Origin of the sequence: Micromonospora sp. NBC_00858 (assembly GCF_045207365.1) — a bacterium.
Lineage (GTDB): Bacteria > Actinomycetota > Actinomycetes > Mycobacteriales > Micromonosporaceae > Micromonospora.
On sequence record NZ_CP108828.1, the window covers coordinates 5,640,883 to 5,667,798 of the forward strand.

The window sequence follows — 26,916 nt, forward strand, 5'->3', positions numbered from 1 at the left end:
CCGCTCTCGTCGTATCGGCTCTGCTCAGCGCTGGGTGGAGGCCGGCAGCCAGAGGTTGTCGATCTCCTTCTCGGTCGCCGCGAGGCTCGCCTCGTGCAGCGGGATGAGTTCGGCCATCGCCGGGACCGCGGGGGCGAGGGTCAGTTCGGTGGCGATGAAGCGCGGCTCCAGGCCGGTCTGCGACAGGCCGTGCGGGAGCCACGGCTCGGCGTGGTCCCAGCCGTTGCGGGGCGTGCCCTCGCCGTAGCCGCCACCACGGGTGGCGAGCACGACGAACTCCCGCCCGCCGAGCAGGCCCTTCTGGGTCACCGGGTCATAGGCCAACCCGGGCAGGATCAGGTGGTCGACCCAGGCCTTCACGCTGCTGGGCGCGCCGTAGTTGTAGAGCGGCAGCCCGAGAAGCACCACGTCGGCCTGCTGCACCTCACGGACCACGCGCTCGCTGAGCTCCCAGGAGTCACGCTGCGCCGGGGTGTGCTGGTCCGGTGGCGTCATCCGGGCCAGGCCACCCGCCGCGTCCAGGTGTGGCAGCGGCTCGGCGCCCAGATCTCGATAGGTCACAGTGCCGTCCGGGTGGGCGGCACGCCAGGTGGCGACGGCGCGGGCGGTGAGCCGTCGGCTGACCGACCAATCGCCTCGGATGCTCGAATCGATATGCAACAGATGCATTATTCCTCCTCCAAGGATCGTCTGTGTAGCACCAACTATTTATAGCAGGCAGATGTTTCATCAGCTCGGTAGACTGGGTCACATGTCCGCCATGCAGCTCGACCCCCCGGAGCACCGCTCGGGCGCGCTGCTGGACCACCTGGCCCGGCGTATGCGGCTGCGGTCCGAGTCGGTGCTGGCGCCGCTGGGTCTACGGCCGCGGCATCTGGTCGCGCTCACCGTGCTGCGGGACGGCGGCGGAATCAGCCAACAGGCGCTCGCCAGCACCCTGGAGATGGACAGCACCAACATCGTCGGGCTGCTGAACGATCTGGAGGCGATGCAGCTGATCGAGCGTCGCCGCTCACCCGAGGACCGTCGCCGGCACGTCGTCGAGCTCACGGACGACGGGGCGAAACGCCTCAACCAGGCCGAATGTGCCCTCGTGGGCGCCGAGGACGAGGTGTTGGGGGCGCTGGAGCCCGCCGATCGGGAGAGGCTCTACCTGCTACTCCGGCAGGCGACCAGCGGGACGGCGATCACCTGCGCAGCGATCTACCCGGACGAGTCGGCCGCCGACAACTGCTGACCCCGCCGGGGGCGGCTCAGACCGTCGAGGCGGACTGAGGGCGGTCGTCGCGGACGTGCACCAGCATGTCGCCGGTCTCGATCACGGCGCCTGCCCGGTCGGCCAGGGTGACCACCTTGCCCCGGCGGACCAGGGCGATCACCAACGACTCCAGCTCGCGCGGTGAGCGACCCACCTCGTCCCGCTCCGCCGAGCGCATCGCCAGCGCCATTCCCTGACCCGGGGTGAGCAGGTCCTCCACCACGTCGATCAGCGGCGGCGCCGAGGTGGACAGGCCGAGCAGCCGACCGGCGGTGGCCGAGGAAACGATCACGTGGTGCGCGCCGCTCTGCTTGAGCAGCGGGGCGTTCTCCGCCTCCCGGGCCGCCGCGATGATCCGTACCTGCCCGGCGGTGACCTGGCGGACGGTCAGTGCCACCAACACCGAGGCATCGTCACTGTCGGTCGCGATGATCACGGCCTTCGCCGTCCGGACGTGCGCCTCCTCCAGCACGGACGACCGGGTCGCCGAGCCCTCGATGGCGACCAGCCCGGCGGAGGTGGCCTGCCGCAGGGCGGGGCCGCTGCGCTCCACCACCACGATCCTCGACCGGTCCAGACCGTTCTCCACCAGGGCGGAGACCGCGCTGCGGCCCTTGGTGCCGTAGCCGCAGATGATGACGTGGTCCTTCACGGTTCTCCTCCACCGCGACAGGCGACGGCCGGTCCGGTACTGCTCGGTCAGGACTTCCAGGGTGGTGCCGACCAGGATGATCAGGAAAAGCACCCGGGCCGGGGTGACGAAGAGGACGTTGACCAGCCGGGCCGACGGCGCGGCAGGAGTGATGTCACCGTAGCCCGTGGTGGAGAGCGAGACGACCGCGTAATAGAAGCAGTCGAGCAGGGTGAGGCCATCCTCGTTGACGTCGCGGTAGCCGTCCCGGTCCAGGTAGACCGCGGCGACCACTGAGAAGACCAGACCCAGGGCGGCGGCCAGTCGGAGGCTCAGCGCACTCAGCGGGCCCCGGCGCTGCGCGGGAAAATGGATCACCGTCGAACCTGCTCCACCACCGTCGCCTGCACGCCCACAACATAGCGGTTACGGCGCGGTCCGCACCCCCGGGTCGCCGACCGGGCAACCGATCACGGCGCCGGACCCGACTACCAGCCGACAGCGACGAACCGGTCGAGGCCGGCAGACGGAGGGGGCACGACCCTCGTGACGAGAAGCGGCGAACGCGGCGGCGGGGCCGACGACGAGTACACCGAGTACGTCCAGGCCCGGATGGTCCAGTGGCGACGGACCGCGTACCTGATGAGCGGGGACTGGGACCGGGGCGGCGACATCCTGCAACGGGTCCTCACCGACCTGTATCGCACCTGGGCGCGAGCCCGCCGCGCCGACCACCTGGACGCTCTGGTGCGCACCATGCTGCTACGGCGGCTGATCGACGAGCGACGCCTGCGCTGGTCCCGGGTACGGCTCGGGGCCGCGTTGCCCGAACGGCCGACCGCCGCCGCCGATCCCACGGACCGGATCACCCTTGTCGGGGCGCTGCGCCGGGTCCCGCCCCGGCAGCGCGCCGTGCTGGTGCTGCGGTACTTCCAGGACCTCAGCGTCGAGGAGACAGCGCAGGCCCTGGGCTGTTCGGCCGGCACCGTGAAGAGCCAGGCCGCCAAGGGTCTGGCCACCCTGCGTGCCCTGCTCACCCCCAGCCTCACCGGAAACTGAGAGGAGCGACGAGATGCTGGACGAACGCCAGATGGCCGACCTGATGCTCGCCGAGGTCGAATCGGCGGAAACACCCTCCCGGGTGCTCGACGTGGAAGGGGCGATGAGCACCGCGCGCCGTCAGCGTCGCGTCGCCCGCGGCACCGGCGCGGTGCTGCTCGCGGCGGCGCTGACCGTGGGCGCGCTGACCGTGCCCAACATGCTGACCCCGGACCGTTCGCCGGCCACGATGTCGCCCGGCGACGCGGGGAAGGAGACAGCGAGCGGCCTGCCGGCCGCGTTGACCACGGTCGACCCCGGGCGGGTGTACGTGCGGTTCGGCTGGCTGCCGGACGGGATCCGCGACCTCCAGTACCAGGCCGGGCTGCTGCTCGCCGGCCCCGGCGTGTACCTCGGCGCGACCAGCAGCCAAAACGGCGATCCGTGGCAGGGCGTCTCCGTCACGCTCTACCCGGCGGGGGTGGAGCCGCCTGCCCCGCAGCGGGACAGCGGGGAGCCGGCCACCGCGATCGGCACCAGCGACGGACCCGAGTTGAACGGCGCGGCCAGCAGCTTCGTCGCGTACAGCGGCGCGGAGCGGCCGGAGGCAATCCTGCGCTGGCGGTACGCCCCGGACGGCTGGGCACAGGCCCGGGTGGTCGGGGCCGGACCGGACGCGCGGGGCGCCGCGGCGCGGGTGGCTGAGTCGCTGCGGTTCGGCAACGACCCAGTCCCGATGCCGGCGACGGTGGCGGGCGTACCGGCCAACCTGCGGGTGATCACTGTCGAGGTGTTCGAGTCGCTGGAAGAACCTGCGTCCTGGTACGCGTCGACCACCTGGTCGCCGGAGCCGGCCACCGCCGAGCCCAGCTGGCAGCGGGCTCGCACGTTGACTGTGAGCGCCTCCCGATACCGCCACGTCACCGATCCCGCTGACAAGGCGTTCGTAAACCCGAACACCACGTTCGACGGGCATCCGGCGCGGTTCGGCGGGCAGGACGGCGACGAGTCACTGACGGTCTACGACGTGAACGGGGCGACCGTGACGATCGACGACCGCGCGCTGCTGCCCAGCGGCGGCACCCGGGCTCTGTTCCGCGCGGTCACGCTGGTGCCGGAGCCGGCGGACTGGCACACCCACCTGCGCCGATGAGGCCCCGGGCCCGCGCCAAAGTGGCGGCGCGGGCCCGCGCGGGTCGGCCCGGAAGGCCGGGAACGGGCATGATGGGGGTGTTCCCCGCACGACGACCGCGAAAGCGAGGCCCGCATGTCATTGCTGCGACGAGTGATCGGCGGGGTGCTGCGCCGGCTCCGCCAGCGCCAGGGCCGCACGCTCCGCGAGGTGGCCGCAGCGGCCGGGGTCTCCGTGCCCTACCTCTCCGAGGTCGAGCGGGGCCGCAAGGAAGCCTCGTCGGAGGTGCTTGCCGCGATCTGCCGGGCGCTCGGCATCCGCCTCTCCGACCTGCTCGAGGAGGCCCGCGACGACCTGCGCCAGGTCGAGCCGCGCATCCCGACCGCGCCACGGGCCGTGTTGACCCGGCTGGAGCGGGTCGAGGTGGCCCGACGCGACGCCGGCAACCACACCCTGCGGGTGGGCCCACGCACCGCCGGGCCGATTCTGCACCGGGCACCGGGGGCGGCCGGGCCGACACTGTGCGTCCGCCCGATGGCCTCCGCCGGTGGCTCGCGCCCCGGTCCGCGTACCGCCGCCCTGCTGGGCTGCGCGCGGGCCAGGGCGGGCGCGCGGCGGCTGACCGCCGCGTAGGTCGCGCCGGTTCTGCCATCGGCGGATCTGCCACTGGCAGAATCCCTGGTCCCGCCACCGCCGCCGCACGCACGCTGGAGGAGCCGGTCCACCGGGCGGTCCGCCGCCCGCCGGCACGGCGGAAGGCGGCGGCGAATGATCGGGTACGGCGTGCGAATGCTGGACGGCGGGCAGCCGTCCTTCGGTGACCAGGTCTTCGAGCGGCTGCTGCGCGAGCGGATCGTCTTCCTCGGCACCGAGGTGACCGAGGAATCGGCCAACCAGATCTGTGCGCAGATCCTGCTGCTCGCCGCCGAGGACGCCGATCGGGACATCTACCTCTACATCAACTCGCCGGGCGGCTCGGTGAGCGCGGGGATGGCGGTCTACGACACGATGCGCTACGTCCGCAACGACGTGGCCACGCTGGCGCTGGGGTTCGCCGGCTCGATGGGGCAGTTCCTGCTCTGCGCCGGCACGGCCGGCAAGCGGTACGCGCTGCCACACTCGCGGATCATGATGCACCAGCCGTCCGGCGGAATGGGCGGCACCGCCTCGGACATCACCATCCAGGCCGAGAACATGCTGCACGTGAAGCGGACCATGCAGGAGCTGATCGCCCAGCACAGTGGACGGACCCTGGACGAGATCCAGCGGGACTGGGACCGGGACCGCTGGTTCACCGCCGAGCAGGCCCGCGAGTACGGCCTGATCGACCAGGTGCTCACCCGAGCCGAGCAGCTACCGGCGGTCTGACCCGCGGTGGCGGCCGGCGATGGTCCCGCCGGCCGCCACCGCGGCACGGCGCACGACGTCCTCCGACGAGTCCAGCGGTGACCCGTGCCGACGCCGGACGCGGCCCCCTCGATCCGCGTCCGACCAGGCACGGGCCTGTGGTGCTGGCCATCGATACGTCGGAGCCTATTCCCAGCGGTGGGAATACGGGCGGCCCGCGAGTCGCAGCGCATTTCCATGGATTCTCGTTACAGCGTCACGCAGGTGCCATGCTCGCGGAAATGGGGTAGCGGTCGCCCGTTAGGGTCACCTCTATGCGTCGACTGATCCCTGCCATTTCGATCGCCCTCGCCGCCGCCCTCATGGCTGGCTGCGGCACCGACTCCGGCGACACCGCGCAGAACACCTCACCCGCCCCCGCAACGTCCGCGGCCGACCCGGTCGCAGCCATCCAGCAGGCGATGGACCGCAGTCTCTCCGGCCCGGTCACCATGGACGCCGCTGTGAAGGCCGGCGGCCAGTCCATCACTCTCAGCGGAAAGATGGACCCTGCCACCAAGACGATCCAGGTCACCGGTAACGCCCCGGAGCCGATCGAGGCCCGGCTGATCGGCGACACCGCCTACATCAAGTCCGAGTCGGGCGAAGGCAAGAAGCCGTGGATGAAGGTCGACCTCACCAAGCTCCGGCCCACCAGCGCGCTGCGCCAGTCCTTCGACCTCAAGTCGCAGACCGGCATCATCGGCGGCATCGTAACCGCCGAGTCGACTGGCGCTGGCACCTACAAGGGCACCGCTGACCTGGAGAAGGCGGCCGCCGCCGCCAGCTCGGATGGCGGAATGCGCGAGGGCATCGAGTCGTCCGCCAAACTGGCGAAGGACCCCAAGGCGATCCCGTTCGAAGCGACCGTCGACGGCGAGGGCCGGCTCACCGCACTGTCCTACACCGTCGCCACGAAGACCCTGGGTGATCTCGTCACCGACATGAAGATGAGCGACTTCGGCAAGTCTGTCTCGGTGTCGGCGCCGCCCGCCGGCGAGGTCGAGGAAGCGTCCGAGGAGATGTACAAGTTCCTCTGACCGGGCCGGCACGTCTGGCTCACCGCGCTCAACAGGCCTGATTGTGGTAGCGAAAGGGAGCGTCGTCGGATCTCACCGACGGCGCTCCCTCAGGTCACCAGGCCAGCACGGTAGGCGTAGACCACCGCCTGCACGCGGTCGCGCAGGTCGAGCTTGGTGAGGATGCGTGACACGTACGTCTTGACGGTCTCCTGGCTGATCACCAGGGTCGCGGCGATCTCGCCGTTGGACAGGCCGTTGGCGATGAGACGCGACACCTCCAGTTCGCGCGGGGTCAGCCCAACGTCGTCCGGCGTGCCCTCGGCGGGACGGATCCGCGCCGCGTACCTGCCCACGAGTTGCCGGGTCACCTCGGGCGCCAGCAGCGCGGCACCGGTCGCGACGGTGCGGATACCGTGCAGCAACTGGGCCGGAGGGGCGTCCTTGAGCAGGAACCCGCTTGCTCCCGCGCGCAGCGCCTCGTACACGTACTCATCGAGGTTGAACGTCGTCACCACGAGCACCTTGACGGGTTGAGCGACTCCGGCACCGGCCAGCAGGCGGGTTGCCTTGATGCCGTCGAGTACCGGCATCCGTACGTCCATCACGACCACGTCCGGATGCAGCCGGCCGGCGAGGTCGACCGCGGCGCGCCCGTCCCCGCACTCGCCCACCACCTCGAGGTCGGGCTGAGCGTCGATGATGGTCGCGAAGCCGGTACGGATCAGCGCCTGGTCGTCGCAGACCAGCACCCGGATCGGCGCCGTCATGACGGGCTCCCGGTAGGAATCCGGGCCTGCACGACGAAGCCGCCGTCCGCCCGCCGTCCTGCGCTGAACTCGCCAGCGAGCACGCCGACCCGCTCGCTGAGCCCCGCGAGGCCGCGTCCGCTCCCGCCGGGGGCCCCGGCGTACGAGCCCGAGCCTTCGGTGCTGACCTCCACAGTGGTCTCTCTCTCGCCATGGTGCACGTGAACAGTGGTGCGGCTGCCGTGGGCGTACTTGAGGGCGTTCGTCAGCGCCTCCTGCACGACTCGGTAGGCCGCTACCTCGGCACCGCCGGTCGTGCCCGCCGGGCTGCCCTCCTCGGTGAACTCCACCGGCTGCCCGGCCTGCCGGGTCTGCTCCACGAGGGCGTGGAGCTCGCCGACGGACGGCGTACGCGGATCGATGCTGTGGTCGGGGTTGAGCAGGTCGAGCAGATGGCGCAGGTCGGTGATGGCCCGCCGGCCGGTGTCGGTGATGGCGGTCAGGGCCGTGTCGAGGCGTTCGGGGGCGGCGGTCAGGTAGCGCGCAGCCTCGGCCTGCACGACCATCGCCGTCACGTGGTGGGTCACGATGTCGTGGAGTTCGCTGGCGATCCGGGTGCGTTCGGCGGCGCGGGCGGTCAGGGCGACGTCGCGGCGGCGTTCGGCCTCGACGGCCCGGGACTGCCGCAGCCAGGCTCCGATGCCCCACGCCAGGGCCGCCGCCAGGTAGAACGTGACGAACCCGGTCACGCCTTCGGTCGACCCGTGCCGGTCGAGAGCGACGGCCAGCGCCACGTACGCGGCGGAGGCCAGGACCATGGTGGTGCGCCGACGACATTCCAGGTGGGCCCCCGCGCTCAGCAGCGCGATGGCCAGCGCGGAGCCCGCGACCGTGTGATAGCCGCGGAGCTGGTCGATCGCGAAGCCGACCGACACCAGGGCGAGGCAGAGGGCCGGCCAGCGCCGGCGGACGGCGAGCGGGAGGCACTCCAGGGCGAGCACCACGACGGTCAGCGCGTCGAAGGGACGCCCCGGCAGGTCGCCGAGCTGCGTACCGTGGTTGTGTAGCGCCGGCACCACCGACGCGAGGGCGAGCAGCAGCGCCAACGGGAGATCCCGGACCGTGACGTCCCACCGCCGCCACGAGTCCGGGACCATCCGAAGGCCGACCATCAGGAGACCGTAGCGGTCGCCGGCTGGACGCCGACCGCGCGACGGTGACGCGGGACGAGGTGACCGCGGCGGTGGGCCAGCCACATGAACACCAGGGTCAGCGCCACACCCGCCGCCACCGTGTAGAGGCTTCCCTCCGGCCCGAAGTCGCCGCCGGTGAGCAGGGTCGGGCCCGACATCGTGGTGTCCAGCAGGCCCTCGGACTGGCCGTTGCCGGAGACCACGACGCTGAAGATGCCGCCGGCGGCGAAGTTCCAGCCGAAGTGCAGGCCGATCGGCACCCACAGGTTGCGGGTGGCGGCGTAGCAGGCGGCGAGCATGAAACCGGCCTCGACTGCGATGGCGATCGCGCCCCACAGGCTGGCGTCCGGGTTGAGCAGGTGCATCAGGCCGAACACCACGCCGGTCAGCAACAGCGCGATCCAGGTGCCCATGCGTTCCTCGACGACTCGGAACAGGACGCCGCGGAAGATCAGTTCCTCGGTCGTGGCGGCGGCGGCCATGAACCCGAACAGCGCCACCGCGCCTGTCACCGAGCCCAGGCCGTTGACGTGGTAGTCGCCGACGAAGGCAATGTTGACGATCACTGCCGCGAACATCCCGAACCCGATCAGCACCCCTCGGGTGATCCGAGCGCCGGCTCCGGCCCGAGCAACCTCCGTGACCGCGCGACGTTCGGTACGCCGTACCACCCACGCGTAGACGAGGATCGCGGCCACCGCCGTCAACACACCCAGGGCCAGGGTGAGCCAGGCGTTCCCCTCCACCGCGGCGATGGCCTGGCTGCCGATGAAGGTGACCGCCACAACGGCCACAAGCTGCTTCAACAAACGCATGACGACTCCTTCAACGAGGTCCGCGACTGGAGCGCAGCGGCCACGTCAAACGCTATGGAGTCGCCGGTCAGGAATCGTCACCGTGCGGTGGACACTTGCGGGTAGCTCGCACGGGGGACAAGCACCTGCGCACGAGGCCGTCGGGCGGGTCTTGCTCAAGATGGCCGAGCCGCCACCTGAGCGGCGGTCATCCCCTCGCGAACGGCAGCTGCTGCCGTGTCCAGCTCGACGCGCTCCCTGCGCCGCCAGTCCGCGTCGATACGGAATGTGTCACCGGCGAAGCGCGGGAACACGTGCAGGTGCACATGGAAGATCTCCTGGAATGCAGCTTTTCCGTCGGCGAGGAACATGTTTACCCCCTCGCACCGCAGCGTGGAACGGCGAAGCGCTCTGGCGAGCCGATGCGCCTGCGTCCACATCCGTCCACCAGCATCCTCGGGCAGGTCTTCCAAGCCGACGGCGTGCAGGCGTGGCACGACGAGCAGATGCCCCGGGGTCACGGGGTGCAAGTCCATGAATGCGATGATCTCGTCATCCTGATGGACAAGGCTTGCTTCCAATTCACCTCGCACGATGGCGCAGAAGAGGCAGCCCTCTGGCTGGGCGAGCTCGTTGCCAGGCAAGTTCATGCACTAAACGTAGTCATCAGGATCTATATCGCAACCGGATTCCCGAGCGACGATGATGCAGCCAGCCGCCGCTTGCCTGCCATCCCCGGGGCCGGAGATCCCCGCCGGAGGCACGCTCAAGGGTGTGACCTGGTGCCCCCGGCAGGATTCGAACCTGCGACACACGGTTTAGGAAACCGATGCTCTATCCCCTGAGCTACGAGGGCGCGAGTCATCAGGGTACCTGCCTGCGGTCGGTAGCCGTCGACAGGGAGCGGTAGGCGTCGTTAGTCGTCGGTAGGCGTCGCAGCCCCGACCAGGGACCCCACGCGGACCCCACGAGCCGGCCGATGATCTTGGCGTAGGGTCGCGTCGCCGAGCGGCGGTAGTTGTCGTCAATCCTCGATGAACGACGGTAATCGCAACGGACCCCACGCCGCTCCCACGCAAGATCAACTACTCGCCACATTTTGCAGCACGGACCAGGGCTGGATCGGCTCCTCAGCAGCGTGGTCAGCTCCGCGGCCGGCGGTTACGACCGGAACGTCGCGGACTTCGCCTAGCGGTGAGGGTGCCGGCGAGATCGTCATGCTCGTCGGTTACGGCAAGCCTCGTATAGCTTGGCCCGCCCGGAGGCGAGGTCGCCACGGGCGGCGCCGGTGCCGGGCCAACGTTGGGCTCGTCGCACAACTGCGACAGGTCGTTCGGCGCTGGCCCGGTCATGCCCCACGCCACCAGACCAAGCTCGCGTCCGGTAGCCATCGCCCGCACCACATTCGCGCACCAGAGGCGAACAGCCGGTTCGAGACAACGTTCTGGACCACCACCAGTATCGGGCCACCGGCCGGGGGCCTGCTCATCTCCTGGCTTGGCCCGACCATCACCGTGGCCATCGACGCGGTCAGCTTCCTCGCCTCGGCCTTGGGGATCCGCAACCTCCGCACCCCGGAAGCATCGCCACCTGTCCGTACCTCCAACCGTCGCTGGTCCGCGGACCTCACCGGAGGTTGGCGGTACATCTTCGGCCACCGCGGGCTGAACCTTGAGTTTTAACCCCTTGAGGCACGTCCGCAGGCGTCCGAGGTGTGCTTCAGTCGCCGCTGCCTGGCGTTGGCCCACCGTCAACAGCTCAGCGTTCCTGCTGGTCAACGTCCTTTCGCTGGCGTGGGGCGAGGTCGAGGCGACACTGGGTGTGGGGCAGGACGAGGACAGGAGGTTAGTCGACCTCCAGCCAACGGGCGACCGCCTCGGAATTCTGCTCGTAGGCCTCGCGGATCGGCTTCTGTGGCGACAGCCGCCACGAGCGCAGGTGAGTGCCATGCCGACGGCGCCGTAGATGACCAGCAGCGGTGACATGCCGACATAGGCCCACTCGACGACAATCCCCGTCACCTGGCCGAGTCCCAGCAGGATGGTCGCCATCCAGGACCAGTGCATGCCGGTCCGCCTGGTGAAGTCCAGCCACGGCCAGCGCGGCTTGCGCAGGACGCCGTAAGCGGCGGTCAGCGAGTCCAACCCGAAACCGATTCCCAGCACCAGCCCCGGAAGAAGCCAGGTGTCTATACCGGGATACGGTCGAGCGGTGCACGGGGAATCAGTTGCATGCCCCAGATCCCGAAGATCAGCCCGATGCCCCCGAACATCGCACTGAGGCTGAGGAACACGAGCAGCCCGAAGGTGACCCACGCCGGCGCCGGACGAGGCTGGGACACCGTGGAAGGATCAGCGGCCGCCCGTGCCGTTGGGGCCCGCATCATGGTGACGTCGCGTTCGTCGGGACGGGATCTGGCGTGGGCACCATCGACGACAGCAGGCGTACGGCGAGGGCGAGGCTGGCGATGGTGACGGCAGCCACTGGCGGGAGAACCGCCCAGGCTGGGGTACCGCCGCGGGCGCTGGCGATGAGCGGGGTGAGCATGATCGGCAGGCCGGTGAGGGTGAGGAAGATGAGCAGCCCGGGTGCGGTCGCATACCCGTACGCCTGGTGGCGCAGCAACCCGATCCCGGCGGCGCACGTCGCGGGCAGGTAGAACGCCAGGTCCAGGACGTGCACCGGGTTGGACGGCAGGCCCAGTTCCAGCGCCCCGGAAGGCACCTGCCCGGCTAGCAGCGCCGGGATGATGTCGGTCAGCCACAGTCCGGCGAACGCGACGGCGACGATGATGAGGAACCATCCGGCCGTGCGCCGGGGAGCCCGAACGAAGTCGGCTTGGACGGCGTGCCGGTCGAGGGCAGCCAGTCCGCCGATCACCGCGAACAGGGACAGGCCCAGCACTGCTATCCATGGCAGGAACAGCGCTCCGGCGTGCAACGACAGGGTGTAGATGACGTAGTTGTAGACGGTGAACGCCATCGTGCCCAGCCACGCAAGGTAGGCGGCCATCGAGCCGCGGCTGGCCAGCAGCGCCAGCACGATGATCGCCGGGGAGACGACCGCGAGGCTGATGATGTCCTGGGCGAGGGCCTGGTTGACGAATGCGTCGGTTTCCCGGCCGTACACATCGCCGAGCCCGGTGAGGCCGACGATATTGCCGGCGGCGGCGATCAACGCGGCGGCGATCGACATCCACTGCCACACTCTGCCGGGCCCAGCGTACGGCGCGGGTATGAGCGAGGTGTCCGGCGCGCGGACGGCGACCGAAGGTCTGGTCACGGTCGGTCTGCCGGGCTGGGCAGGTTCAGTTCGTCGGCGATCTGCCCGGCCCAGGCGGCGATCGCATCCCAGTCACGGAAATCACCGTCGGCAACCCGCAGCGCCATGACCATCGCTTTCTCGGCGAAGCCGAGCTGGTGCCGGTCGAGACACCCAGCGAAGACACAGTGTCCGCGGGCGTGGGTGATCGTGATGAGGTCGCTGACGTCGGCCGGTTCCTCGTCGGGTTTGGGCGGGTCGCCGATCGGGCCGCTGGAAAACAGCCACACCGGCCGCGGCGGATAGGGCACGATCCGGGCAGCGGCCTGGCGGGCGTCGGGCAGCCACCGGCCCATGTAGACGGCGCTGCCCAGCACCACCGCGTCGTAAGCGGTCACGTCGTCGACCTCGGCGGCGGGACCCACGTCGACGACGGTGCCGCCGGGCAGGCCCGCGCGGAGAGTCTCGGCGATACGTGCGCCGATCTGCGTGGTGGACCCGTGTTTGCTGGCGGTGCTGACAAGAATCCTCACGGTCGTCTCCCTTTCCTCTTGACGTCGTTGGTGACCTGGCCCTGTGAGCTGAGCAGTGGTGGTGCTGCGTCTGGTCAGCTCACGTGATGCGGGGTTATCGGCTCAGGACGACTTTCAGCGCGCCCGTGGTGGCGGCGCGGGAGAACACGTCGTATGCATCGACGATGTCGCCCAGCGGCATCCGGTGGGTGATGAGCGCCTCGATGTCGAGTTGCCCGTGGCCGAGCATGCGCAGCAGGTCCGGGGTGGTGTGGGTGTCGACGAGTCCGGTGGTGATGGTGATGTCGCGGATCCACAGGTCCTCCAGGTGCAGGGTGACGGGTTTGCCGTGGACGCCGATGTTGGCGATCCGCCCGCCGGGCCGCACGAGGGTGGTGCACAGTTCGAATGTCGCCGGTATGCCGACGGCTTCGATCACCACGTCGGCGCCGAGCCCGCCGGTGGCCGCCTGGACCAGTTCGAGAATGTTGCTGTCGGGGGCGGCGACGATGTGCGCGCCGAGGTCCTTGGCTGCCTGCAGCCGGGTGGCGGCTTTGTCGATGACGATGATGGTGGATGGGGAGTAGAGGCGGGCGGTGAGGACTGCGGCCAGGCCGACCGGCCCAGCTCCGACGATGACGACGGTGTCGCCGGGCTGGACGTGTCCGTTGCGGACGCCGACCTCGTAGGCGGTGGGCAGGATGTCGGATACCAACAGGGCTTGTTCGTCACTAATTCCGGCGGGGATCGGGTAGGTGGACATGTCGGCGAACGGGATCCGGGCGTACTGGGCTTGGACGCCGTCGATGAGGTGCCCGAGGATCCAGCCTCCGCCGTCGCGGCATTGCCCGTAGCGGCCATGCCGGCAGTATGAGCAGCGGCCACAGCCGGAGATGCATGAGGCGACCACCCGGTCACCGGGGCGCAGGGTGCTGACCGCGGCGCCGACCGCGGTGACGGTGCCGACAGCTTCGTGGCCCAAGATCCGGCCGGGGGTCACGGCGGGCACATCGCCTTTGAGGATGTGCAGATCGGAGCCGCAGATAGTGACAGCATCGATCTGGATGATCGCGTCGCCGTTGTCGCGGATCACCGGGTCGGGAACCTCCGCCCATTCCTTGGTGTTTTCTCCTTGGTAGACCAGGGCTTTCATCGTGTACTCCTCGAATAGGTCCGCCGGAGCCGGGTACGGCTCGCCGGCGCCGGGCGGGGCCGTGTGGTGACGGCCCAGCCCTGGCGCCGGCATGCGGAAGGGGTCTGCTACTGCGGAATGACGGTCACCGGGCACGGGGCGTGCTGCACGCAGTGCTGGCTGACCGAACCGAGCACTATCCCGGCGAAGGTGCCGTGCCCGCGGCTGCCCACGACCAGCATCTGCGCCCCGGCGGCGGCGTTCATCAGGACCTGGGCCGGATGGCCCTGGACCACGCTGGTGGTGACCTGTCCAGGCGGGCTGTCGGGTCCGGCGACGCCGGCGACGGTGTCGGCGAGGGTCTTCTCGGTGAGGGCCTGGATGCCGTCGCCTTCGACCACCGGCGGCGCCCATCCGTAGGAGTAGCCGTACATCGCCGGAGGGTCCTGCCATGCGGCGACGGCCTCGACCGTCGCGCCGGTCAGCTGTGCCTGGCCGATGGCCCAGCGCAGGGCTGTTTTGGAGCATTCCGAGCTGTCCACACCCACGACGATCCGCGGCGTACTCTGATCATTATCTTGATCTTGCATGTCGGTCTCCTGGAGTCTGCGTGTGGGCCGCGCCTCGCCAGGCCGCCGAGGCGGCGTAGGCCTGACGATGCGCGGTGTCCCATGGGCGTGCTTGACACCGTTGGTGTTGCGCCGGTGGGCGTGGCTATTTGAGCCAGCCGGTGCGCTGCACCAGTGGGATGGCGGCCCAGGCCCGGCCGAGGCCGAGGGTGTTGCCGGCGCCCAGCAGGGCCAGGACGATCAGGATGGCCGCGTAGATGAGGTGGTCGTCCATGAACGGGTTGGTGGTCGGCGGGAGGACCGCGGCCCACATCATCACGGTCAGCAGCGCGCCGCCGGCGGCGGCCAGTCGCATCCCGATGCCGAGGATCAGTGCGGTGCCGATGGCCAGCAGGCCACCCATGAACAGGACGTTCGCGGCTCCGGTGCCGGCGATGGCGTGGAAGAAGCCACTGAACGGGCCTTTGGCCGACCCGAGGAAGCCTTGGGTCGGGTTGCCGCCGTTGAGCCAGGACTTCGCCGAGGCTGTGGCGAAGCCCAAGCCGAAGACCTTGTCCAGGAACGCCCACATGAAGATGAACCCCAGCGCGATGCGGATGCCCGCCAGCAGGTATCGGGCCGTGTTGGCGGCACGCGGGCTGGTGGCGAGCGCGTCCAGCGGCGCCGGGCCGTGGTCGCTGATCCGTGCCGGATCAGCGGTGGTTCGCAGTGCACCGGTGCGGGGGTTGTCGGTGGCGGTGACGGCGGAGTCGTGCTGTTTGGCGATGTCGACCATCGCACTCACGTCCTTCAGGTTTTCATTGATCAGGTTCCCGCAGCGCGAACGCCGGCAGGTGGAAGTAGATCCGCGAAGAGCGCTAGGCGGCGCCTCGGGTCAGGCCGGTCCGAGAAGAGAGCCTGGATGGCACCGATCGCCGATGATCATGGCTGATCGGATGCTGATCGAGATCGATGCGGCGTTGCTGGCCTCGGCTCGTGGGCCTGGCGAAGACGGCGGCGTGGCTGGCAGCCACCCGGGGACCGGGGCGACAACCTGACCCTACGCCCGTTTCGCCCTCGGCGCGCGGCAGTGCTGCAGGGCTGGCCTCTGCTGCCCTTCGGCGGACAGCCGCGCGGGCGGTGGACAGGCAACCCGGCCACGGCCCCCCAGCGGGCCGAACGCGACCCGGGCACCGGATCGGGACGGCACGGATCATCGTGGCCCTGGGAGATACTGCACATACGGCGTGAGCCCACCGGAGAGGTGCGGCGCGGGGAGCGCCACCACGACTCCTCGACGCACCCGCGGCGCCACAGGTCCTGGCCGCAACGGCCCAACGCCCCTGCCCGCGGGCCCGCGATGCGACGACGCTGGGAACGGAAGCACGACCGAAGGAGGAAGCCATGCGCGCGGCGGTTGTCACCCGATTCGACAGTCCATTGGAAATCAGAGAAGTTCCGGTTCCGGAGCCGGCGGACGGCGAGGTGCTGGTCCGGATCGAGGCCAGCGGGCTGTGCCACACCGACATCCACGCCGCCCGTGGCGACTGTCCGGTCAAGCCGACTCCACCGTTCATCCCCGGCCACGAGGGCGTCGGTATCGTCGTACGCCTCGGTACCGGCGTCGACGAACGGACGGTCGGCGAACGGGTCGCCATCCCGTGGCTCGGCTACGCCTGCGGCACCTGCGACTACTGCGTCAGCGGCTGGGAAACCCTCTGCCAGGCGCAACGAAACACCGGAAACGCCATCAACGGCGGACACGCCGAGTTCGTGGTAGCCGACGCCCGATACGTAGTGCACGTCCCCGAGGGGATCAACCCGGCCGAGGCCGCGCCGCTGACCTGCGCCGGGGTCACCACCTACAAGGCGGTGAAGGTCGGCGGGGTGACGCCGGGCGACCGGGTGGCCATCTTCGGCATCGGCGGACTCGGCCACCTCGCCCAGCAGTACGCGCAGATCTTCGGCGGCGAGACGATCGCGATCGACGTCACCGCGGAGAAACTCGACCTCGCCAAGCGGCTCGGCGCCGACCATCTCGTCAACGCCGCCAGCACCGACCCGGTGGCCGCGATCGAGGCGCTGGGCGGTGCGGACGTGGCCGTGGTGCTGGCCGCTGACCCCCGGGTGATCGAGCAGGCGCACGCCTGCCTGCGCCCCGGCGGAAGGCTGGTCCTCGTGTCGCTGCCGAAGGACGACGCCATGTCGCTGCCGATCTTCCAGACGGTGCTGAAGGGCATCACGGTCATCGGGTCCATCGTCGGCACCCGTGCCGACCTGGCCGAGGTCTTCCGGCTGCACGCCGCCGGCCGGACCACCGTGCTGTACGACACCCGCGAACTCGACGAGATCAACGAATCGATCGAGGACGTGCTGGCCAGCAGGGTGCCCGCCCGCGTGGTACTACGCCCGTAACGGGTGGCGACGCCCGGGCACGACCGCTGGTCGTCGTACCCGACCAACGTAGGTCCCGACGGCCCGGCCCTCGAGACCTACGGCCCTGTCTGGCCCCGCTCATCGGCGGCAGCATTGCTTGCGCGGCCGAGGAATTGTGGTCGTCTCCGCTGCACGAGGCAGCATGTGACGGAACGCCTACCAGCCATGAGTACCTCGACCACACCGGCCCTGCAGGGCCCGCTGACGGATGACGAACTGCGCCGGCTGGACGCGTACTGGCGCGCGGCGAACTGCCTGACGGTAGGACAGATCTACCTGATGGGAAACCCGCTGCTACGTGAGCCCCTGCGCGCCGAGCACATCAAGCCGCGGCTACTCGGGCACTGGGGCACCAGCCCAGGACTGAGCCTGCTCTACGCGCACGCCAACCGGCAGATCGTCAACCGGGACCTGAACGCCATCTACGTCACCGGCCCCGGCCACGGCGGACCGGCGCTGGTCGCCAACACCTGGCTGGAGGGCACCTACAGCGAGCTGTACCCGTCGGTCAGTCGCGACGAGGACGGCATGGCCCGGCTGTTCCGGCAGTTCTCCTTCCCTGGAGGCATCCCGAGCCACGTCGCCCCGGAGGTGCCCGGCTCGATCCACGAGGGCGGCGAGTTGGGGTACGCCCTCATGCACGCCTACGGCGCCGCCTTCGACAACCCCGACCTGGTGGTCTTCTGCGTCGTCGGCGACGGCGAGGCCGAGACCGGCCCGCTCGCCGCGAGCTGGCTGTCGAACGTCTTCCTCAACCCAGCCCGGGACGGGGCGGTGCTACCCATCCTCCACCTCAACGGCTGGAAGATCGCCAACCCGACCGTCCTCGACCGGATCCCCGAGACGGATCTCGTGTCGATGATGCGCGGCTTCGGCTACGAGCCCCACATCGTGGCAGGCGACGATCCGACACAGGTGCACCAGCAACTCGCGGCGACGATGGACACCGCGCTCGACACCATCCAGGCGATCCAGGCCCACGCCCGTACCACCGGCAACGGTGACCGCCCCCGCTGGCCGATGATCGTCCTGCGCACACCAAAGGGCTGGACTGGTCCGCACGAGGTCGACGGCACACTGGTCGAGGGCACCTTCCGCGCCCATCAGGTGCCGCTGCCCGGCACCCGGGAGAATCCGGAACACCTGGCCCAACTGGAACGGTGGCTGCGCAGCTACCGGCCGGAGGAACTGTTCGACGCGACCGGCGCACCCGTCGCGTCGCTGACTGGGCTGGCGCCGCGCGGGACCCGGCGAATGAGCGCGAACCCGCACGCCAACGGCGGCGAACTACTGCGCGACCTGGTGCTACCAGACTTCCGCGACTACGCCGTACCGGTGCCGCAGCCCGGCGAACCGGTCCGCGAGGCGACCCGCGTCCTCGGCGAGTGGGTACGCGACGTCATCCACGCCAACCCGGACCGGTTCCGTCTCTTCGGACCCGACGAGGTCGCCTCGAACCGGCTCGGCGCCGCGTTCGAGGTCACCGACCGGGCATTCGCCGCCGAACGCCGCGACGGCGACGACCACCTGTCGCCGGACGGACGGGTCATGGAGGTCCTCTCCGAACACCTCTGCCAGGGCTGGCTCGAGGGCTACCTGCTGACCGGCCGGCACGGCATCTTCACCAGCTACGAGGCGTTCATCCACATCATCGACTCGATGCTCAACCAACACGCCAAATGGCTGAAGGTCACCCGGCACATCCCCTGGCGGCGGCCCGTCGCCTCACTGAACTACCTGCTGTCCAGCCACGTCTGGCGGCAGGACAACAACGGGTTCTCCCACCAGGACCCCGGCTTCATCGACCACGTCATCAACAAAAAAGCCGAGGTGGTCCGGGTGTACCTGCCGCCGGACGCCAACACGCTGCTCTCGACAATGGACCACTGCCTACGCAGCCGCCACTACATCAACGTGGTCATCGCCGGCAAGCAACCGGGACCGAGCTGGCTCACCATGGACCAGGCCGTCCTGCACTGCCGGCGCGGCGTCGGAATCTGGGACTGGGCCAGCAACGACACCGACAGCGAACCGGACGTGGTGCTCGGCTGCGCCGGCGACGTACCGACCATGGAGACGCTGGCCGCGGCGGACCTGCTGCGCCAGCACCTGCCGCAGCTCAAGGTCCGGGTAGTCAACGTCGTCGACCTGATGCGCCTGCAACCGGAAAGCGAGCACCTCCACGGGCTGCCCGACTCCGAATTCGACACCATCTTCACCCAGGACAAGCCGATCATCTTCGCCTACCACGGCTATCCCTGGCTGATCCACCGCCTCACCTACCGACGCACCAACCACCACAACCTCCACGTACGCGGGTACAAGGAAGAGGGCACCACCACCACACCCTTCGACATGGTGATGCTCAACGACCTCGACCGCTTCCACCTCGTCATCGACGTCATCGACCGGGTACCCGGACTCGGCGCGAAGGCCGCCCACCTACGCCAGGCGATGGTCGACGCCCGACAGAAATGCCGCGACTACACCCGCGAACACGGCGAGGACGACCCACGCGTCGTCGAATGGACCTGGCCGAACCCCTAGCGGACGGCGGTAAGTCGGGCGAGGGTCCGGGGCAGCACACTCGGAATCCTCGCCCGTCTACCTCGGTGGCAGGCTGCGCCTGACCCGCCCAGCCAGACAGGTCCCGATCGGCCCGCCCCCGGTCGGGACCTCCGGCTCCAGGCCGGCGCCGCAGCGGATTAAGGCTTGAGTGCGCAGATGACGGAGGATGCGGTGGCAGACGACGACCGTCGGGCTCGACAGATCCGCGTCCGCGCAGCACGCGCTGGCGTGGCGGCGTGAGAGGCGATGCGCGTCCACGCCGCGCTACTGGTGGTTACCGCATGGCCGGACGTGGAGCGGATACCCGCACGGGACAGCGGCGAACTCGTCGGCGGGCGGGTGAGGCTGCATTAGATGCAGCGTGACGCCGTCGCCGCCGCGGCCGCCGGACTCGCTCACCAGCCCTTGGAGGCCCGGAAGATCGTATTCGCCGACCCGGTCACCGCGTTGTGCTACGCGGCCGGCTTCGCCGACCTGGTCGCGCTCGGCGGCAAACCGCCGCCGGCCTGCGCCCGCAATCGGTCGCGTTGAGGTCGCCACCCGGCTGGCGTGGCGGCGCCGTAAGGACTGGGTGCTCATCGTCGTCGTGGCGCCGCGTGGCGCCGTGTCGCTCCACCAACCCGGCCGAGAAACGCACGATGACCCCGACGCCGCCCTCCCCGCGGTCGCCTGAGCGACGCACCAGGCCGGAAGGTTGGTCACGTTCCGGGCGAGGCGATCCTTCAATGAGCGGCGGAATCCGGGTGCGAGTTGTGGGACTGGCCCGGCAAGGACGGATTCGTCGAGATCGTCGAGTACGCCGACCAGGCAGTCCATGACCGGGACCAGTTGCGGGTCGGCACGAGGATCAGTAGATGCAGACCTATCTGGCGCGTCGGCGTACTGCTGGACGGTCCGCCGCAGGTCGAGACCTACCGGGTCGACACACCGCAGGGCTGAGGTTCACAGGTCCGGGCGCTGCGCCCGCGGCGTGTGCCGGGACGAGCAGGGTGCGGTTGTGCACGGGCGGAGGGGTACGCGTCAGGCGGCGGGACAGGCAGCGTCGACCAGCATCCGCGCGGCGGCCTTGGCCGCCCGTGGGGTGGCGGGGTCGGCGTCGAGGACCCCTGCGGCGAGGCCGCCGTCGAGGAGGAGGGTGAGCTGCCGGGCGAGCAGGTCGGGGTCGGTGGCGCCGGCGCGGCGGGCCAGGTCGGTGACCCAGGCGCGTACGACCTGTTTGTGTTCGACGGTGCGCGCGTGCACGTCGCTGCCGGTCTCGCTCTCCGCGGCGGTGTTGATGAAGGCGCAGCCGTGGTAGCCCTCACGCCGGCAGGCGGAGTTCAGCGCGTCGAACATGCCGACCAGCCGTGCCTGCGGGTCATCGCCGGCGGCGCGGGCGGCGGCGCGCAGGCCGCCGAACCATGCCTGATCAACCTTGTCTAGGTATGCCAGAACCAGGTCGTCTTTACGCCGGAAGTGCTTGTAAAGGGTCGCCTTGGCCACGCCGGACTCGGCGATGACGGTGTCCACGCCGACGCCGCGCGGGCCGTGGGCGTAGAACAACCGAAACGCGGCGTCGAGGATGCGTTCGCGGGCGGGCTGCTGCGCGGTGCCTGCTTGGGTCATCGGTGTCACCTCCAGGGTGGATGCCGGTCGCCGATACTACAGACAAGTCTGTCTGCCGCGTCGGCGGCAATGTGCGTAGAAGATAACCGCCCGAGCCTGATAGTGGTAGACGGACCTGTCTGTTAGCCTCGTCGTTGCACACGGGAGACACCGATAAGGCGGCAAGGAGCAACCAGAATGAAGATTGCAATTGTGGGCACGGGCATGGTCGGGCAGGCCCTCGCGGGCCGGCTGGCCGAGCTGGGCCACGAGGTGACCGTCGGCACACGCGACGTCGCGGCCACGATGGTGCACACCGAGCCCGACGGCATGGGCAACCCGCCGTTCAGCGCATGGGCGCCCGCGCACCCCACGGTGAAGCTGGACACCTTCGCCGCCGCCACCGCCGACGCCGAGCTGATCGTCAACGCCACCTCCGGCAACGTCTCGATGGCCGCGCTGACGGCGGTCGGCGCGGACAACCTCGCGGGCAAGGTCGTGCTCGACATCGCCAACCCGCTCGATTTCTCCAATGGATTCCCGCCGACCCTGTTCGTCAAGGACACCGACTCCCTCGGTGAGCAGATCCAGGCGGCGTTCCCGCAGGCCAAGGTCGTCAAAGCGCTCAACACACTGACCGCGGCCCTGATGGTCAACCCGAAGCTGCTCGCCGACGGCGACCACTCGGTGTTCGTCTGCGGCAACGACGCCGAGGCGAAGAGGACTGTCACCGATCTGCTGGAAAGCTTTGGCCACACCGACGTCATCGACCTCGGCGACATCACCACCGCACGAGGCACGGAGATGGTTCTGCCGATCTGGCTGCGGCTGATGGGCACGCTGAACACCCCGATGTTCAACTTCAAGATCGTCCGCTGATTCGCTGCGGAGGTCGCCGGCAGCGCCGCCGGGCCCGCTCAGCGTCGCATCTCCGCTGGATGGACAAAAGGTCTGCCACGGCTGGCAGGCCCATCTGTCGATAGCCGGCAACACCGGCGGCAGCGGCGGGATGGGCAAAGGCCCTCGCAATCGGGCTCGCCAGGCTGGGCGCCCGGGTCGCCGTCACCAGCCGGGCACTCAACCGCGCCGAGGCGGTCGCGGCCCGACATCCGGTGTTCTCCAGCCCTGCCAACCGGCACAAGGCCATCGGGTTCACCCACGAGCAAATGGCACTACGCCTTCACCAACACCTTCACCGAGGAACAGTGACGCGCCCTCTTCGACCGCTACCACATCCCGGCAGCCGGCTCCATCCTCTGGGGCAGCGTCCTGGCGAACCTGCAGCCCGGCCACCAGGATGCCTGGGTCGACTACCACAACAACCGCGCACCGCTGCTGTTCATCTCCGGCGAGAAGGACCACCTCATGCCGCCGGCCATCCAGCGCTCCAACGCCAAGCACTACAAGTCCAACACCATCACCGAGGTCACCGAGTTCCCCGGTCGGGCACACCTGCTGCCCGCCTAGGACGGCTGGGAGGAGATCGCCGACTACGCCCTGAACTGGACCGTCGAGCACGCCGGCCAGAGCAGCCCGTCAACCGCCGGCTGAAGCCGGCGCACCGATGCTGGTCTCCGGTGTGCGGCTGCTGCACCCGGAGGACGCCGTGCTGCGGGCCACTGCGGCGATGGTCGCCGGCTCCCCGGAAGAGTACGGCGCGGGCGGCGGCTGGACGTGGATCTCAGCGGCCTGAAGACGCTCGTCGTGACCGGCGACGCGTTCAACGACTGAGCCGGGGCGGCCCGGTGGCGGCGCACACCGCCACCGGGGTTCGGTCACGCACGGCGGCGCGCGACCAGGACGGCGTCGTGGATGGTGACGTCGCGGCCCTCGGGGTCCAAGGTGGCGCGCGGCCGGGCCTCGGCGGCCAGCAGCTCCCACGCTCCGACCGACCCGCCGTCGACCTTTCCCACGAGAGGATCAAACGCCGGCCCGTCCTCGGCGGGCTGATCAACGAGTACGAACGAGCCGCGTAGAAGGCCAGCCCAGACCAAGTAACAGGGTTTTTGGAACCCGACACCCAACGGCGGTCCGGTCCACCTCGATGCGGACCTATCAATGACATGTTTCGGCCCAGCCCTTTCTTCGGGCAGGACGCGGCCACTTCCCCGGATGGGAAGTCAGGGGCCTTGCGTCCGGCGGGTCCGGCGGGCAGCGGAGTGAGCCCGCTGGCCTGGCCACCGCGCGAGTGGCCAGGCCAGCGATTCGAACCGGCCGCTACTTCGCGGTGCCGTACCGGTAGGCGCGGATCACGGTCTGCTCCACCGTGTTCCCCTCGCTGTCGGCGGCCTTTGCCCGCAGCGACACGAACCCGCTGCCGCCGGGCTGGGGGACGAGGACGGCGCCGTCCGTCACCGGTACCGGCCGCCACGTGACGCCGTCGTCGAACGACGCCTCCACGCTACGGCTGACCAGCTTGCCGGTCTGCGAGCCCGGTTGGGCCGTGATGGACATCGGCACGGTCAGCGGGCCACGCGCGGGCGCCCTGTTGTACTGGTCAAGCTTCGGGCTGAACCGGACGGTCCACAGTGGCAGCGCGGTCGGTGCCTCCGCGGCGACCCGGCCGGAGCGGAATGTCCAGGCGATGTCGGTGCTCGTCGACAGGGCGGCGGCCGGGGGCAGCTCGGCGTGCATCGCCAACCGGTAGGACGCCTCCGCGGCGGGAACCTCGAACCGGGACCACCGGAACTCGCCGGTGGTGCCGATCTTCGTTCCGTCGCGGAACAGGGTCGCGCTGAAATCCTCCGTGTCACCGGCCCCGGGCCGGCCGGCACCGTCGCTGAACATCGGCACGTCGATCCCGATGGTGTTTTCGGCCCGGAAGACCCCCTCCCAGCCGTTAAGCGAAACGGCTGGCAGAGACGGCGCGAAGACACCCCGGTTCCACTCCTCGGAGTACGTCCGGCCGGCGTCGTACACGATGTTGGGTGTCGAAGCGGTGCTTGTCAGGACAACCTCCCCCGACAATTCCAAGAACTGATGAGTCGAGCCCACCCCGGGATCGGCGTTGTAGTACTCGACCCGTCTGAACGGCAGGTGGTAACTCATGAAGGGGCCGAAGAAGCCGGACCCGGTGCTGGCCAGGCCGGTGCCGACACGCCTCAGACCGATCGTGCCGGGCTGGCTGGCGGCGAAGTCGATGTGTACCTGCGCCAACTCCCGCTCGGCCACGCTGCGCTGGTAGCCCGTGATCATACGGCCGGGTATCGGGAACAACAGCGAGTAGAAGTACGGGCTGTCGTCCGTGCTGCCGTCCGCCTTGGCCTGGGCCCACTGACCCCCGACGGCGGAGGTGAAGTTGTCGTCCCCGGAGTCGGGCCCTAGCTGGGCGGTGTAGATGTTCGCGAACGTTTCCGCCTCGATGTATTTGCCGGTGCTCGAGTGTGGCGCCGTGGACATCGCCGAGACATAGGCCAGGATCTGCTGGGCCGAGGATCGCGGCACGGTCACCGAGATCGGCTGCCCCAACTGGGCGTCGAGGTCAACCGTCAGCGGCCGGTCGACGTACAGCTCGGGTTGAGCGAGCAGGACCGCGGCGGAGGTATCGACCAGTTCGCTCGTGAGGGTGTAGTGGCCCTTCGGCACCCGAACCGTCACGTTGCCGCCCTGGCCCTGGTCGGACGCCGGGTAGCCTACGGAGTCGCTGCCGCGCAGGGCAATTGTGGTGTTGGCGTACCGCGGCGTGGATCCGGCGCGGTACCGGTGCGTCAGGAGCACGTCGTAGCTCTCGACCTCCTTGTGCACCGCGACCGGCGTGCGTACCACCAGATCCGGTGCGGTCGCGGTCAGCCAACCCCCGACGTAGCCGTCCGGTCCCGGCACACGGGTGTCGACGGTGACCGTCACCTTCGCCTCGCCACCGGCCGGCACCTCCACGGACGGCCGGTCGACGGTGAACATCCCCGCCGGAGTCGGTGTGTCGTCCGGGCTGAAGGTGTCCATGGTCAGGGCCAGGGTCACCCCGGCTGGTCCGTCGTTGCGGTAGGTAACCTCCCGGGTCAGCACCGGATCGTCGGCGTGCGGCCACCGCTGCTCACCGAGACTGACCCCGCCGGTAACGCTGATCACGTCCTGCCGGACCGCGCGGGCCACGTCGACGCGCCCGGCTCCCTGGGCGTACGCCCCGAACGCCTGGTTCGGCTGCGCCGACGACATCAGCGCCGCCTTCAATCGTTTGGGATCCCAGTCGGCATGCCGCTGGGCCAGGATGGCCGCCGCACCCGCCACGTGCGGCGCCGCCATCGACGTACCCGACAGCGTGGTGTACGCGTCCCCCCGCGCGCCGGGAACATCGATGGCATCCTTACCCCGCGCCGCCATGATGTTCACGCCGGGCGCCGTGATCTCCGGCTTCAACCCGCCATCGGGCGCCCGCGGGCCGCGCCGGGAGAAGTCCGCCAACGCATCCTTGTCGTCCACCGCCCCCACGGTCAGCGCGGCGGGAGCCGTACCGGGGGACGAGATCACACCTTCCGTGACGCCGTCGGCGTTGCCGGCGGCGATCACGAACAGTGTCCCGTACTGGTCCGTCAGATCCTGCACGGCCTGCTCGACCGGATCCACCACCTCCGGGTCGTCCTCCCCGCCGAGGCTGAGGTTGACCACCTCGGCGTGCTGATCAGCCGCCGCCCACGTCATCCCGGCGATGATCCACGACTCGGCACAGCCCGGGATCGCGCAGACCTTGCCGTCCAGCAGCTTCGCACCCGGTGCCACCCCCTTGTACTTCCCGCCGGAGCCCGCTCCGGTGCCGGCGATCGTCGCCGCCACATGGGTACCGTGCCCCGACATATCCGCGTCGGGCTCGTAGTCCTCGGTGAAGTTGGCCCGGCCGATGACCTGACCGGCCAGGTCCGGGTGGGTGTCGTCGACACCGCTGTCCAGCACCGCGACCGTGGCGCCGGCACCGGTGTAACCCGCACCCCACGCCGCCGGCGCCCCGATCTGCGGCACGCTCACGTCCAGCGACGGCTTGCGCATGCCGTCCAGCCACACCTTCGCCACGCCCGAACGCAACGAACGCCCGGTCGCGCCGCCGCCGGCCAGTGCCCGCCAGGACTCGACCGCCCGGTCGCGCGGCTGGCGCACCGCCACCCCGTTGACCGCTGGCAGGTCCCGTACCTTGGCCAGCCCGTCGACAGCCGCGACACTGGCGCGGGTCGCGGCCACCGTGGTACCCGGACCACCCGTCACGATCAACGGCAACTGGTCCCGGCGGTCGTATCCGGACTCCACCAACTCGGTCACGTCGAACAGCCGCGGATCCAACCGCCCGGCGGCCAGCAGCGCCCCCGCATCACTGGGCACGACCTGTACGCGGCCAGCGGCCGTGGTGGTGGTGAAGGTGATGCCTTTGCGGCCCGGTCCGGCCTGCGCCGACACCTGGCCGCCGTCGGCGGACACCGTCACCCGGTCCCCCGTCACCAGGGTCAGCGTGTGTCCACCGCTGCGGTCAGCCACCGGGGGTGCGGGGTCCGACGGTGGGGCGGCTCCCGCCGCCGCGACGCCAGCGACGGCGGTGCCCGCCCCCAGCGCCGCGGCGGCGAGGCCCGCGCTCAATCGTCGTGATAGGTTCATTGTTGACCCTTTCTGTCTTCTGTGCAGACAGAGCTGCCCACGGCCCGGCCAGCCGCAGGCAGCTCGAACAAATCTGGGTGGATCAAAAGAATTTGGGC

28 protein-coding genes and 1 tRNA gene are annotated in these 26,916 nt (G+C 69.8%); 12 read left to right on the forward strand and 17 right to left on the reverse strand.

The features are described from left to right. Positions 1-24 precede the first annotated feature (24 nt). Entirely contained in the window at positions 25-669 is a 645-nt protein-coding gene (locus OG990_RS26280; RefSeq protein WP_328423155.1) for an NAD(P)H-dependent oxidoreductase, read from the reverse strand. An 82-nt stretch (positions 670-751) separates the two neighbouring features. On the opposite strand from OG990_RS26280, the gene OG990_RS26285 reads away from it, so the two are divergent. After that, positions 752-1,237 carry a MarR family winged helix-turn-helix transcriptional regulator gene (locus OG990_RS26285; RefSeq protein WP_328423153.1) on the forward strand — a complete coding sequence of 162 codons (486 nt, stop codon included), beginning with the start codon at positions 752-754 and terminating at the stop codon, positions 1,235-1,237. Positions 1,238-1,253: 16 nt separating this feature from the next. Here OG990_RS26285 and OG990_RS26290 read toward each other — a convergent pair whose 3' ends face one another. Continuing rightward, positions 1,254-2,267, reverse strand: a complete 1,014-nt coding sequence (locus tag OG990_RS26290; RefSeq protein ID WP_328423151.1) for a potassium channel family protein — start codon at positions 2,265-2,267, stop codon at positions 1,254-1,256. A gap of 168 nt (positions 2,268-2,435) precedes the next feature. Here OG990_RS26290 and OG990_RS26295 point away from each other — a divergent pair, with 168 nt between their 5' ends. From OG990_RS26295 to OG990_RS26315, 5 genes are all read left to right on the forward strand, one after another. Then, positions 2,436-2,948 carry a SigE family RNA polymerase sigma factor gene (locus OG990_RS26295; protein WP_406077480.1) on the forward strand — a complete coding sequence of 171 codons (513 nt, stop codon included), beginning with the start codon at positions 2,436-2,438 and terminating at the stop codon, positions 2,946-2,948. A 13-nt stretch (positions 2,949-2,961) separates the two neighbouring features. After that, positions 2,962-4,080 (forward strand): hypothetical protein, encoded by a 1,119-nt coding sequence (locus OG990_RS26300; protein WP_406077481.1) that lies wholly within the window; start codon positions 2,962-2,964, stop codon positions 4,078-4,080. 114 nt (positions 4,081-4,194) lie between these two features. After that, positions 4,195-4,692 (forward strand): helix-turn-helix domain-containing protein, encoded by a 498-nt coding sequence (locus OG990_RS26305; RefSeq protein WP_328423147.1) that lies wholly within the window; start codon positions 4,195-4,197, stop codon positions 4,690-4,692. Between the two features lie 135 nt (positions 4,693-4,827). Then, on the forward strand, positions 4,828-5,427 hold the full coding sequence (locus OG990_RS26310; protein ID WP_328423145.1) for an ATP-dependent Clp protease proteolytic subunit: 600 nt from the start codon (positions 4,828-4,830) through the stop codon (positions 5,425-5,427). A gap of 293 nt (positions 5,428-5,720) precedes the next feature. Continuing rightward, complete coding sequence (locus tag OG990_RS26315; RefSeq protein ID WP_406077482.1) at positions 5,721-6,485, forward strand: hypothetical protein; 765 nt, start codon at positions 5,721-5,723, stop codon at positions 6,483-6,485. A gap of 89 nt (positions 6,486-6,574) precedes the next feature. On the opposite strand, the gene OG990_RS26320 is transcribed toward OG990_RS26315, so the two are convergent. The 12 genes from OG990_RS26320 to OG990_RS26375 all read right to left on the reverse strand — a co-directional run bounded on the left by OG990_RS26320 (position 6,575) and on the right by OG990_RS26375 (position 15,449). Next, positions 6,575-7,234, reverse strand: coding sequence for a response regulator (locus OG990_RS26320; protein ID WP_406077483.1), 660 nt, complete (start codon positions 7,232-7,234; stop codon positions 6,575-6,577). After that, positions 7,231-8,385, reverse strand: coding sequence for a sensor histidine kinase (locus tag OG990_RS26325; RefSeq protein WP_406077484.1), 1,155 nt, complete (start codon positions 8,383-8,385; stop codon positions 7,231-7,233). The genes OG990_RS26320 and OG990_RS26325 overlap by 4 nt, the downstream gene beginning before the upstream one ends. After that, on the reverse strand, positions 8,385-9,221 hold the full coding sequence (locus tag OG990_RS26330; protein ID WP_328423137.1) for a type II CAAX endopeptidase family protein: 837 nt from the start codon (positions 9,219-9,221) through the stop codon (positions 8,385-8,387). Before OG990_RS26330 ends, OG990_RS26325 begins: the two co-directional genes overlap by 1 nt. A gap of 155 nt (positions 9,222-9,376) precedes the next feature. Beyond that, positions 9,377-9,850: an HIT family protein gene (locus tag OG990_RS26335; RefSeq protein WP_406077485.1), complete on the reverse strand. Its 474-nt coding sequence runs from the start codon at positions 9,848-9,850 to the stop codon at positions 9,377-9,379. 130 nt (positions 9,851-9,980) lie between these two features. Then, positions 9,981-10,056: transfer RNA gene (locus OG990_RS26340), tRNA-Arg, on the reverse strand. A 989-nt stretch (positions 10,057-11,045) separates the two neighbouring features. After that, the gene (locus OG990_RS26345) at positions 11,046-11,417 is read right to left on the reverse strand and encodes a winged helix-turn-helix domain-containing protein (protein ID WP_406077486.1); all 372 of its coding nucleotides are present in this window, start codon (positions 11,415-11,417) and stop codon (positions 11,046-11,048) included. After that, positions 11,389-11,541: a hypothetical protein gene (locus OG990_RS26350; RefSeq protein WP_406077487.1), complete on the reverse strand. Its 153-nt coding sequence runs from the start codon at positions 11,539-11,541 to the stop codon at positions 11,389-11,391. Before OG990_RS26350 ends, OG990_RS26345 begins: the two co-directional genes overlap by 29 nt. 41 nt (positions 11,542-11,582) lie before the next feature. Continuing rightward, entirely contained in the window at positions 11,583-12,482 is a 900-nt protein-coding gene (locus tag OG990_RS26355; RefSeq protein WP_406077488.1) for a hypothetical protein, read from the reverse strand. Then, the gene (locus OG990_RS26360; protein ID WP_406077490.1) at positions 12,479-12,994 is read right to left on the reverse strand and encodes a flavodoxin domain-containing protein; all 516 of its coding nucleotides are present in this window, start codon (positions 12,992-12,994) and stop codon (positions 12,479-12,481) included. Before OG990_RS26360 ends, OG990_RS26355 begins: the two co-directional genes overlap by 4 nt. Positions 12,995-13,088: 94 nt before the next feature. After that, positions 13,089-14,126, reverse strand: coding sequence for a zinc-dependent alcohol dehydrogenase family protein (locus OG990_RS26365; protein WP_406077491.1), 1,038 nt, complete (start codon positions 14,124-14,126; stop codon positions 13,089-13,091). 107 nt (positions 14,127-14,233) lie between these two features. Further along, positions 14,234-14,695: a universal stress protein gene (locus OG990_RS26370; RefSeq protein WP_406077492.1), complete on the reverse strand. Its 462-nt coding sequence runs from the start codon at positions 14,693-14,695 to the stop codon at positions 14,234-14,236. Between the two features lie 124 nt (positions 14,696-14,819). Next, complete coding sequence (locus OG990_RS26375; protein WP_406081886.1) at positions 14,820-15,449, reverse strand: DoxX family protein; 630 nt, start codon at positions 15,447-15,449, stop codon at positions 14,820-14,822. Between the two features lie 608 nt (positions 15,450-16,057). On the opposite strand from OG990_RS26375, the gene OG990_RS26380 reads away from it, so the two are divergent. From OG990_RS26380 to OG990_RS26395, 4 genes are all read left to right on the forward strand, one after another. Next, the gene (locus OG990_RS26380; RefSeq protein ID WP_406077493.1) at positions 16,058-17,068 is read left to right on the forward strand and encodes a zinc-dependent alcohol dehydrogenase; all 1,011 of its coding nucleotides are present in this window, start codon (positions 16,058-16,060) and stop codon (positions 17,066-17,068) included. Between the two features lie 186 nt (positions 17,069-17,254). Next, positions 17,255-19,636, forward strand: a complete 2,382-nt coding sequence (locus OG990_RS26385) for a phosphoketolase (RefSeq protein ID WP_406077495.1) — start codon at positions 17,255-17,257, stop codon at positions 19,634-19,636. A 375-nt stretch (positions 19,637-20,011) separates the two neighbouring features. Further along, positions 20,012-20,188, forward strand: a complete 177-nt coding sequence (locus OG990_RS26390; protein WP_406077496.1) for a hypothetical protein — start codon at positions 20,012-20,014, stop codon at positions 20,186-20,188. Positions 20,189-20,407: 219 nt separating this feature from the next. Further along, complete coding sequence (locus tag OG990_RS26395; RefSeq protein ID WP_406077497.1) at positions 20,408-20,596, forward strand: hypothetical protein; 189 nt, start codon at positions 20,408-20,410, stop codon at positions 20,594-20,596. 81 nt (positions 20,597-20,677) lie between these two features. Here OG990_RS26395 and OG990_RS26400 read toward each other — a convergent pair whose 3' ends face one another. Next, the gene (locus OG990_RS26400; protein ID WP_406077498.1) at positions 20,678-21,262 is read right to left on the reverse strand and encodes a TetR/AcrR family transcriptional regulator; all 585 of its coding nucleotides are present in this window, start codon (positions 21,260-21,262) and stop codon (positions 20,678-20,680) included. A gap of 177 nt (positions 21,263-21,439) precedes the next feature. On the opposite strand from OG990_RS26400, the gene OG990_RS26405 reads away from it, so the two are divergent. Both OG990_RS26405 and OG990_RS26410 read left to right on the forward strand, forming a co-directional pair. Beyond that, on the forward strand, positions 21,440-22,120 hold the full coding sequence (locus tag OG990_RS26405; protein WP_406077499.1) for an NADPH-dependent F420 reductase: 681 nt from the start codon (positions 21,440-21,442) through the stop codon (positions 22,118-22,120). Between the two features lie 685 nt (positions 22,121-22,805). Continuing rightward, positions 22,806-22,934 (forward strand): hypothetical protein, encoded by a 129-nt coding sequence (locus OG990_RS26410; RefSeq protein ID WP_406077500.1) that lies wholly within the window; start codon positions 22,806-22,808, stop codon positions 22,932-22,934. Between the two features lie 82 nt (positions 22,935-23,016). On the opposite strand, the gene OG990_RS26415 is transcribed toward OG990_RS26410, so the two are convergent. Both OG990_RS26415 and OG990_RS26420 read right to left on the reverse strand, forming a co-directional pair. Continuing rightward, positions 23,017-23,154, reverse strand: a complete 138-nt coding sequence (locus OG990_RS26415; protein ID WP_406077501.1) for a hypothetical protein — start codon at positions 23,152-23,154, stop codon at positions 23,017-23,019. Positions 23,155-23,458: 304 nt separating this feature from the next. Next, positions 23,459-26,818, reverse strand: a complete 3,360-nt coding sequence (locus OG990_RS26420) for a S8 family serine peptidase (protein ID WP_406077502.1) — start codon at positions 26,816-26,818, stop codon at positions 23,459-23,461. Positions 26,819-26,916: the final 98 nt, after the last annotated feature.

Coding starts and splice junctions, on each gene's coding strand:
- OG990_RS26280 (WP_328423155.1), bottom strand. CDS start 669: ATGCATCTGTTGCATATCGATTCGAGCATCCGAGGCGATTGGTCGGTC.
- OG990_RS26285 (WP_328423153.1), top strand. CDS start 752: ATGTCCGCCATGCAGCTCGACCCCCCGGAGCACCGCTCGGGCGCGCTG.
- OG990_RS26300 (WP_406077481.1), top strand. CDS start 2,962: ATGCTGGACGAACGCCAGATGGCCGACCTGATGCTCGCCGAGGTCGAA.
- OG990_RS26305 (WP_328423147.1), top strand. CDS start 4,195: ATGTCATTGCTGCGACGAGTGATCGGCGGGGTGCTGCGCCGGCTCCGC.
- OG990_RS26310 (WP_328423145.1), top strand. CDS start 4,828: ATGATCGGGTACGGCGTGCGAATGCTGGACGGCGGGCAGCCGTCCTTC.
- OG990_RS26315 (WP_406077482.1), top strand. CDS start 5,721: ATGCGTCGACTGATCCCTGCCATTTCGATCGCCCTCGCCGCCGCCCTC.
- OG990_RS26320 (WP_406077483.1), bottom strand. CDS start 7,234: ATGACGGCGCCGATCCGGGTGCTGGTCTGCGACGACCAGGCGCTGATC.
- OG990_RS26325 (WP_406077484.1), bottom strand. CDS start 8,385: ATGGTCGGCCTTCGGATGGTCCCGGACTCGTGGCGGCGGTGGGACGTC.
- OG990_RS26330 (WP_328423137.1), bottom strand. CDS start 9,221: ATGCGTTTGTTGAAGCAGCTTGTGGCCGTTGTGGCGGTCACCTTCATC.
- OG990_RS26335 (WP_406077485.1), bottom strand. CDS start 9,850: ATGAACTTGCCTGGCAACGAGCTCGCCCAGCCAGAGGGCTGCCTCTTC.
- OG990_RS26365 (WP_406077491.1), bottom strand. CDS start 14,126: ATGAAAGCCCTGGTCTACCAAGGAGAAAACACCAAGGAATGGGCGGAG.
- OG990_RS26370 (WP_406077492.1), bottom strand. CDS start 14,695: ATGCAAGATCAAGATAATGATCAGAGTACGCCGCGGATCGTCGTGGGT.
- OG990_RS26375 (WP_406081886.1), bottom strand. CDS start 15,449: ATGGTCGACATCGCCAAACAGCACGACTCCGCCGTCACCGCCACCGAC.
- OG990_RS26380 (WP_406077493.1), top strand. CDS start 16,058: ATGCGCGCGGCGGTTGTCACCCGATTCGACAGTCCATTGGAAATCAGA.
- OG990_RS26385 (WP_406077495.1), top strand. CDS start 17,255: ATGAGTACCTCGACCACACCGGCCCTGCAGGGCCCGCTGACGGATGAC.
- OG990_RS26390 (WP_406077496.1), top strand. CDS start 20,012: ATGCAGCGTGACGCCGTCGCCGCCGCGGCCGCCGGACTCGCTCACCAG.
- OG990_RS26400 (WP_406077498.1), bottom strand. CDS start 21,262: ATGACCCAAGCAGGCACCGCGCAGCAGCCCGCCCGCGAACGCATCCTC.
- OG990_RS26405 (WP_406077499.1), top strand. CDS start 21,440: ATGAAGATTGCAATTGTGGGCACGGGCATGGTCGGGCAGGCCCTCGCG.
- OG990_RS26410 (WP_406077500.1), top strand. CDS start 22,806: ATGCTGGTCTCCGGTGTGCGGCTGCTGCACCCGGAGGACGCCGTGCTG.
- OG990_RS26420 (WP_406077502.1), bottom strand. CDS start 26,818: ATGAACCTATCACGACGATTGAGCGCGGGCCTCGCCGCCGCGGCGCTG.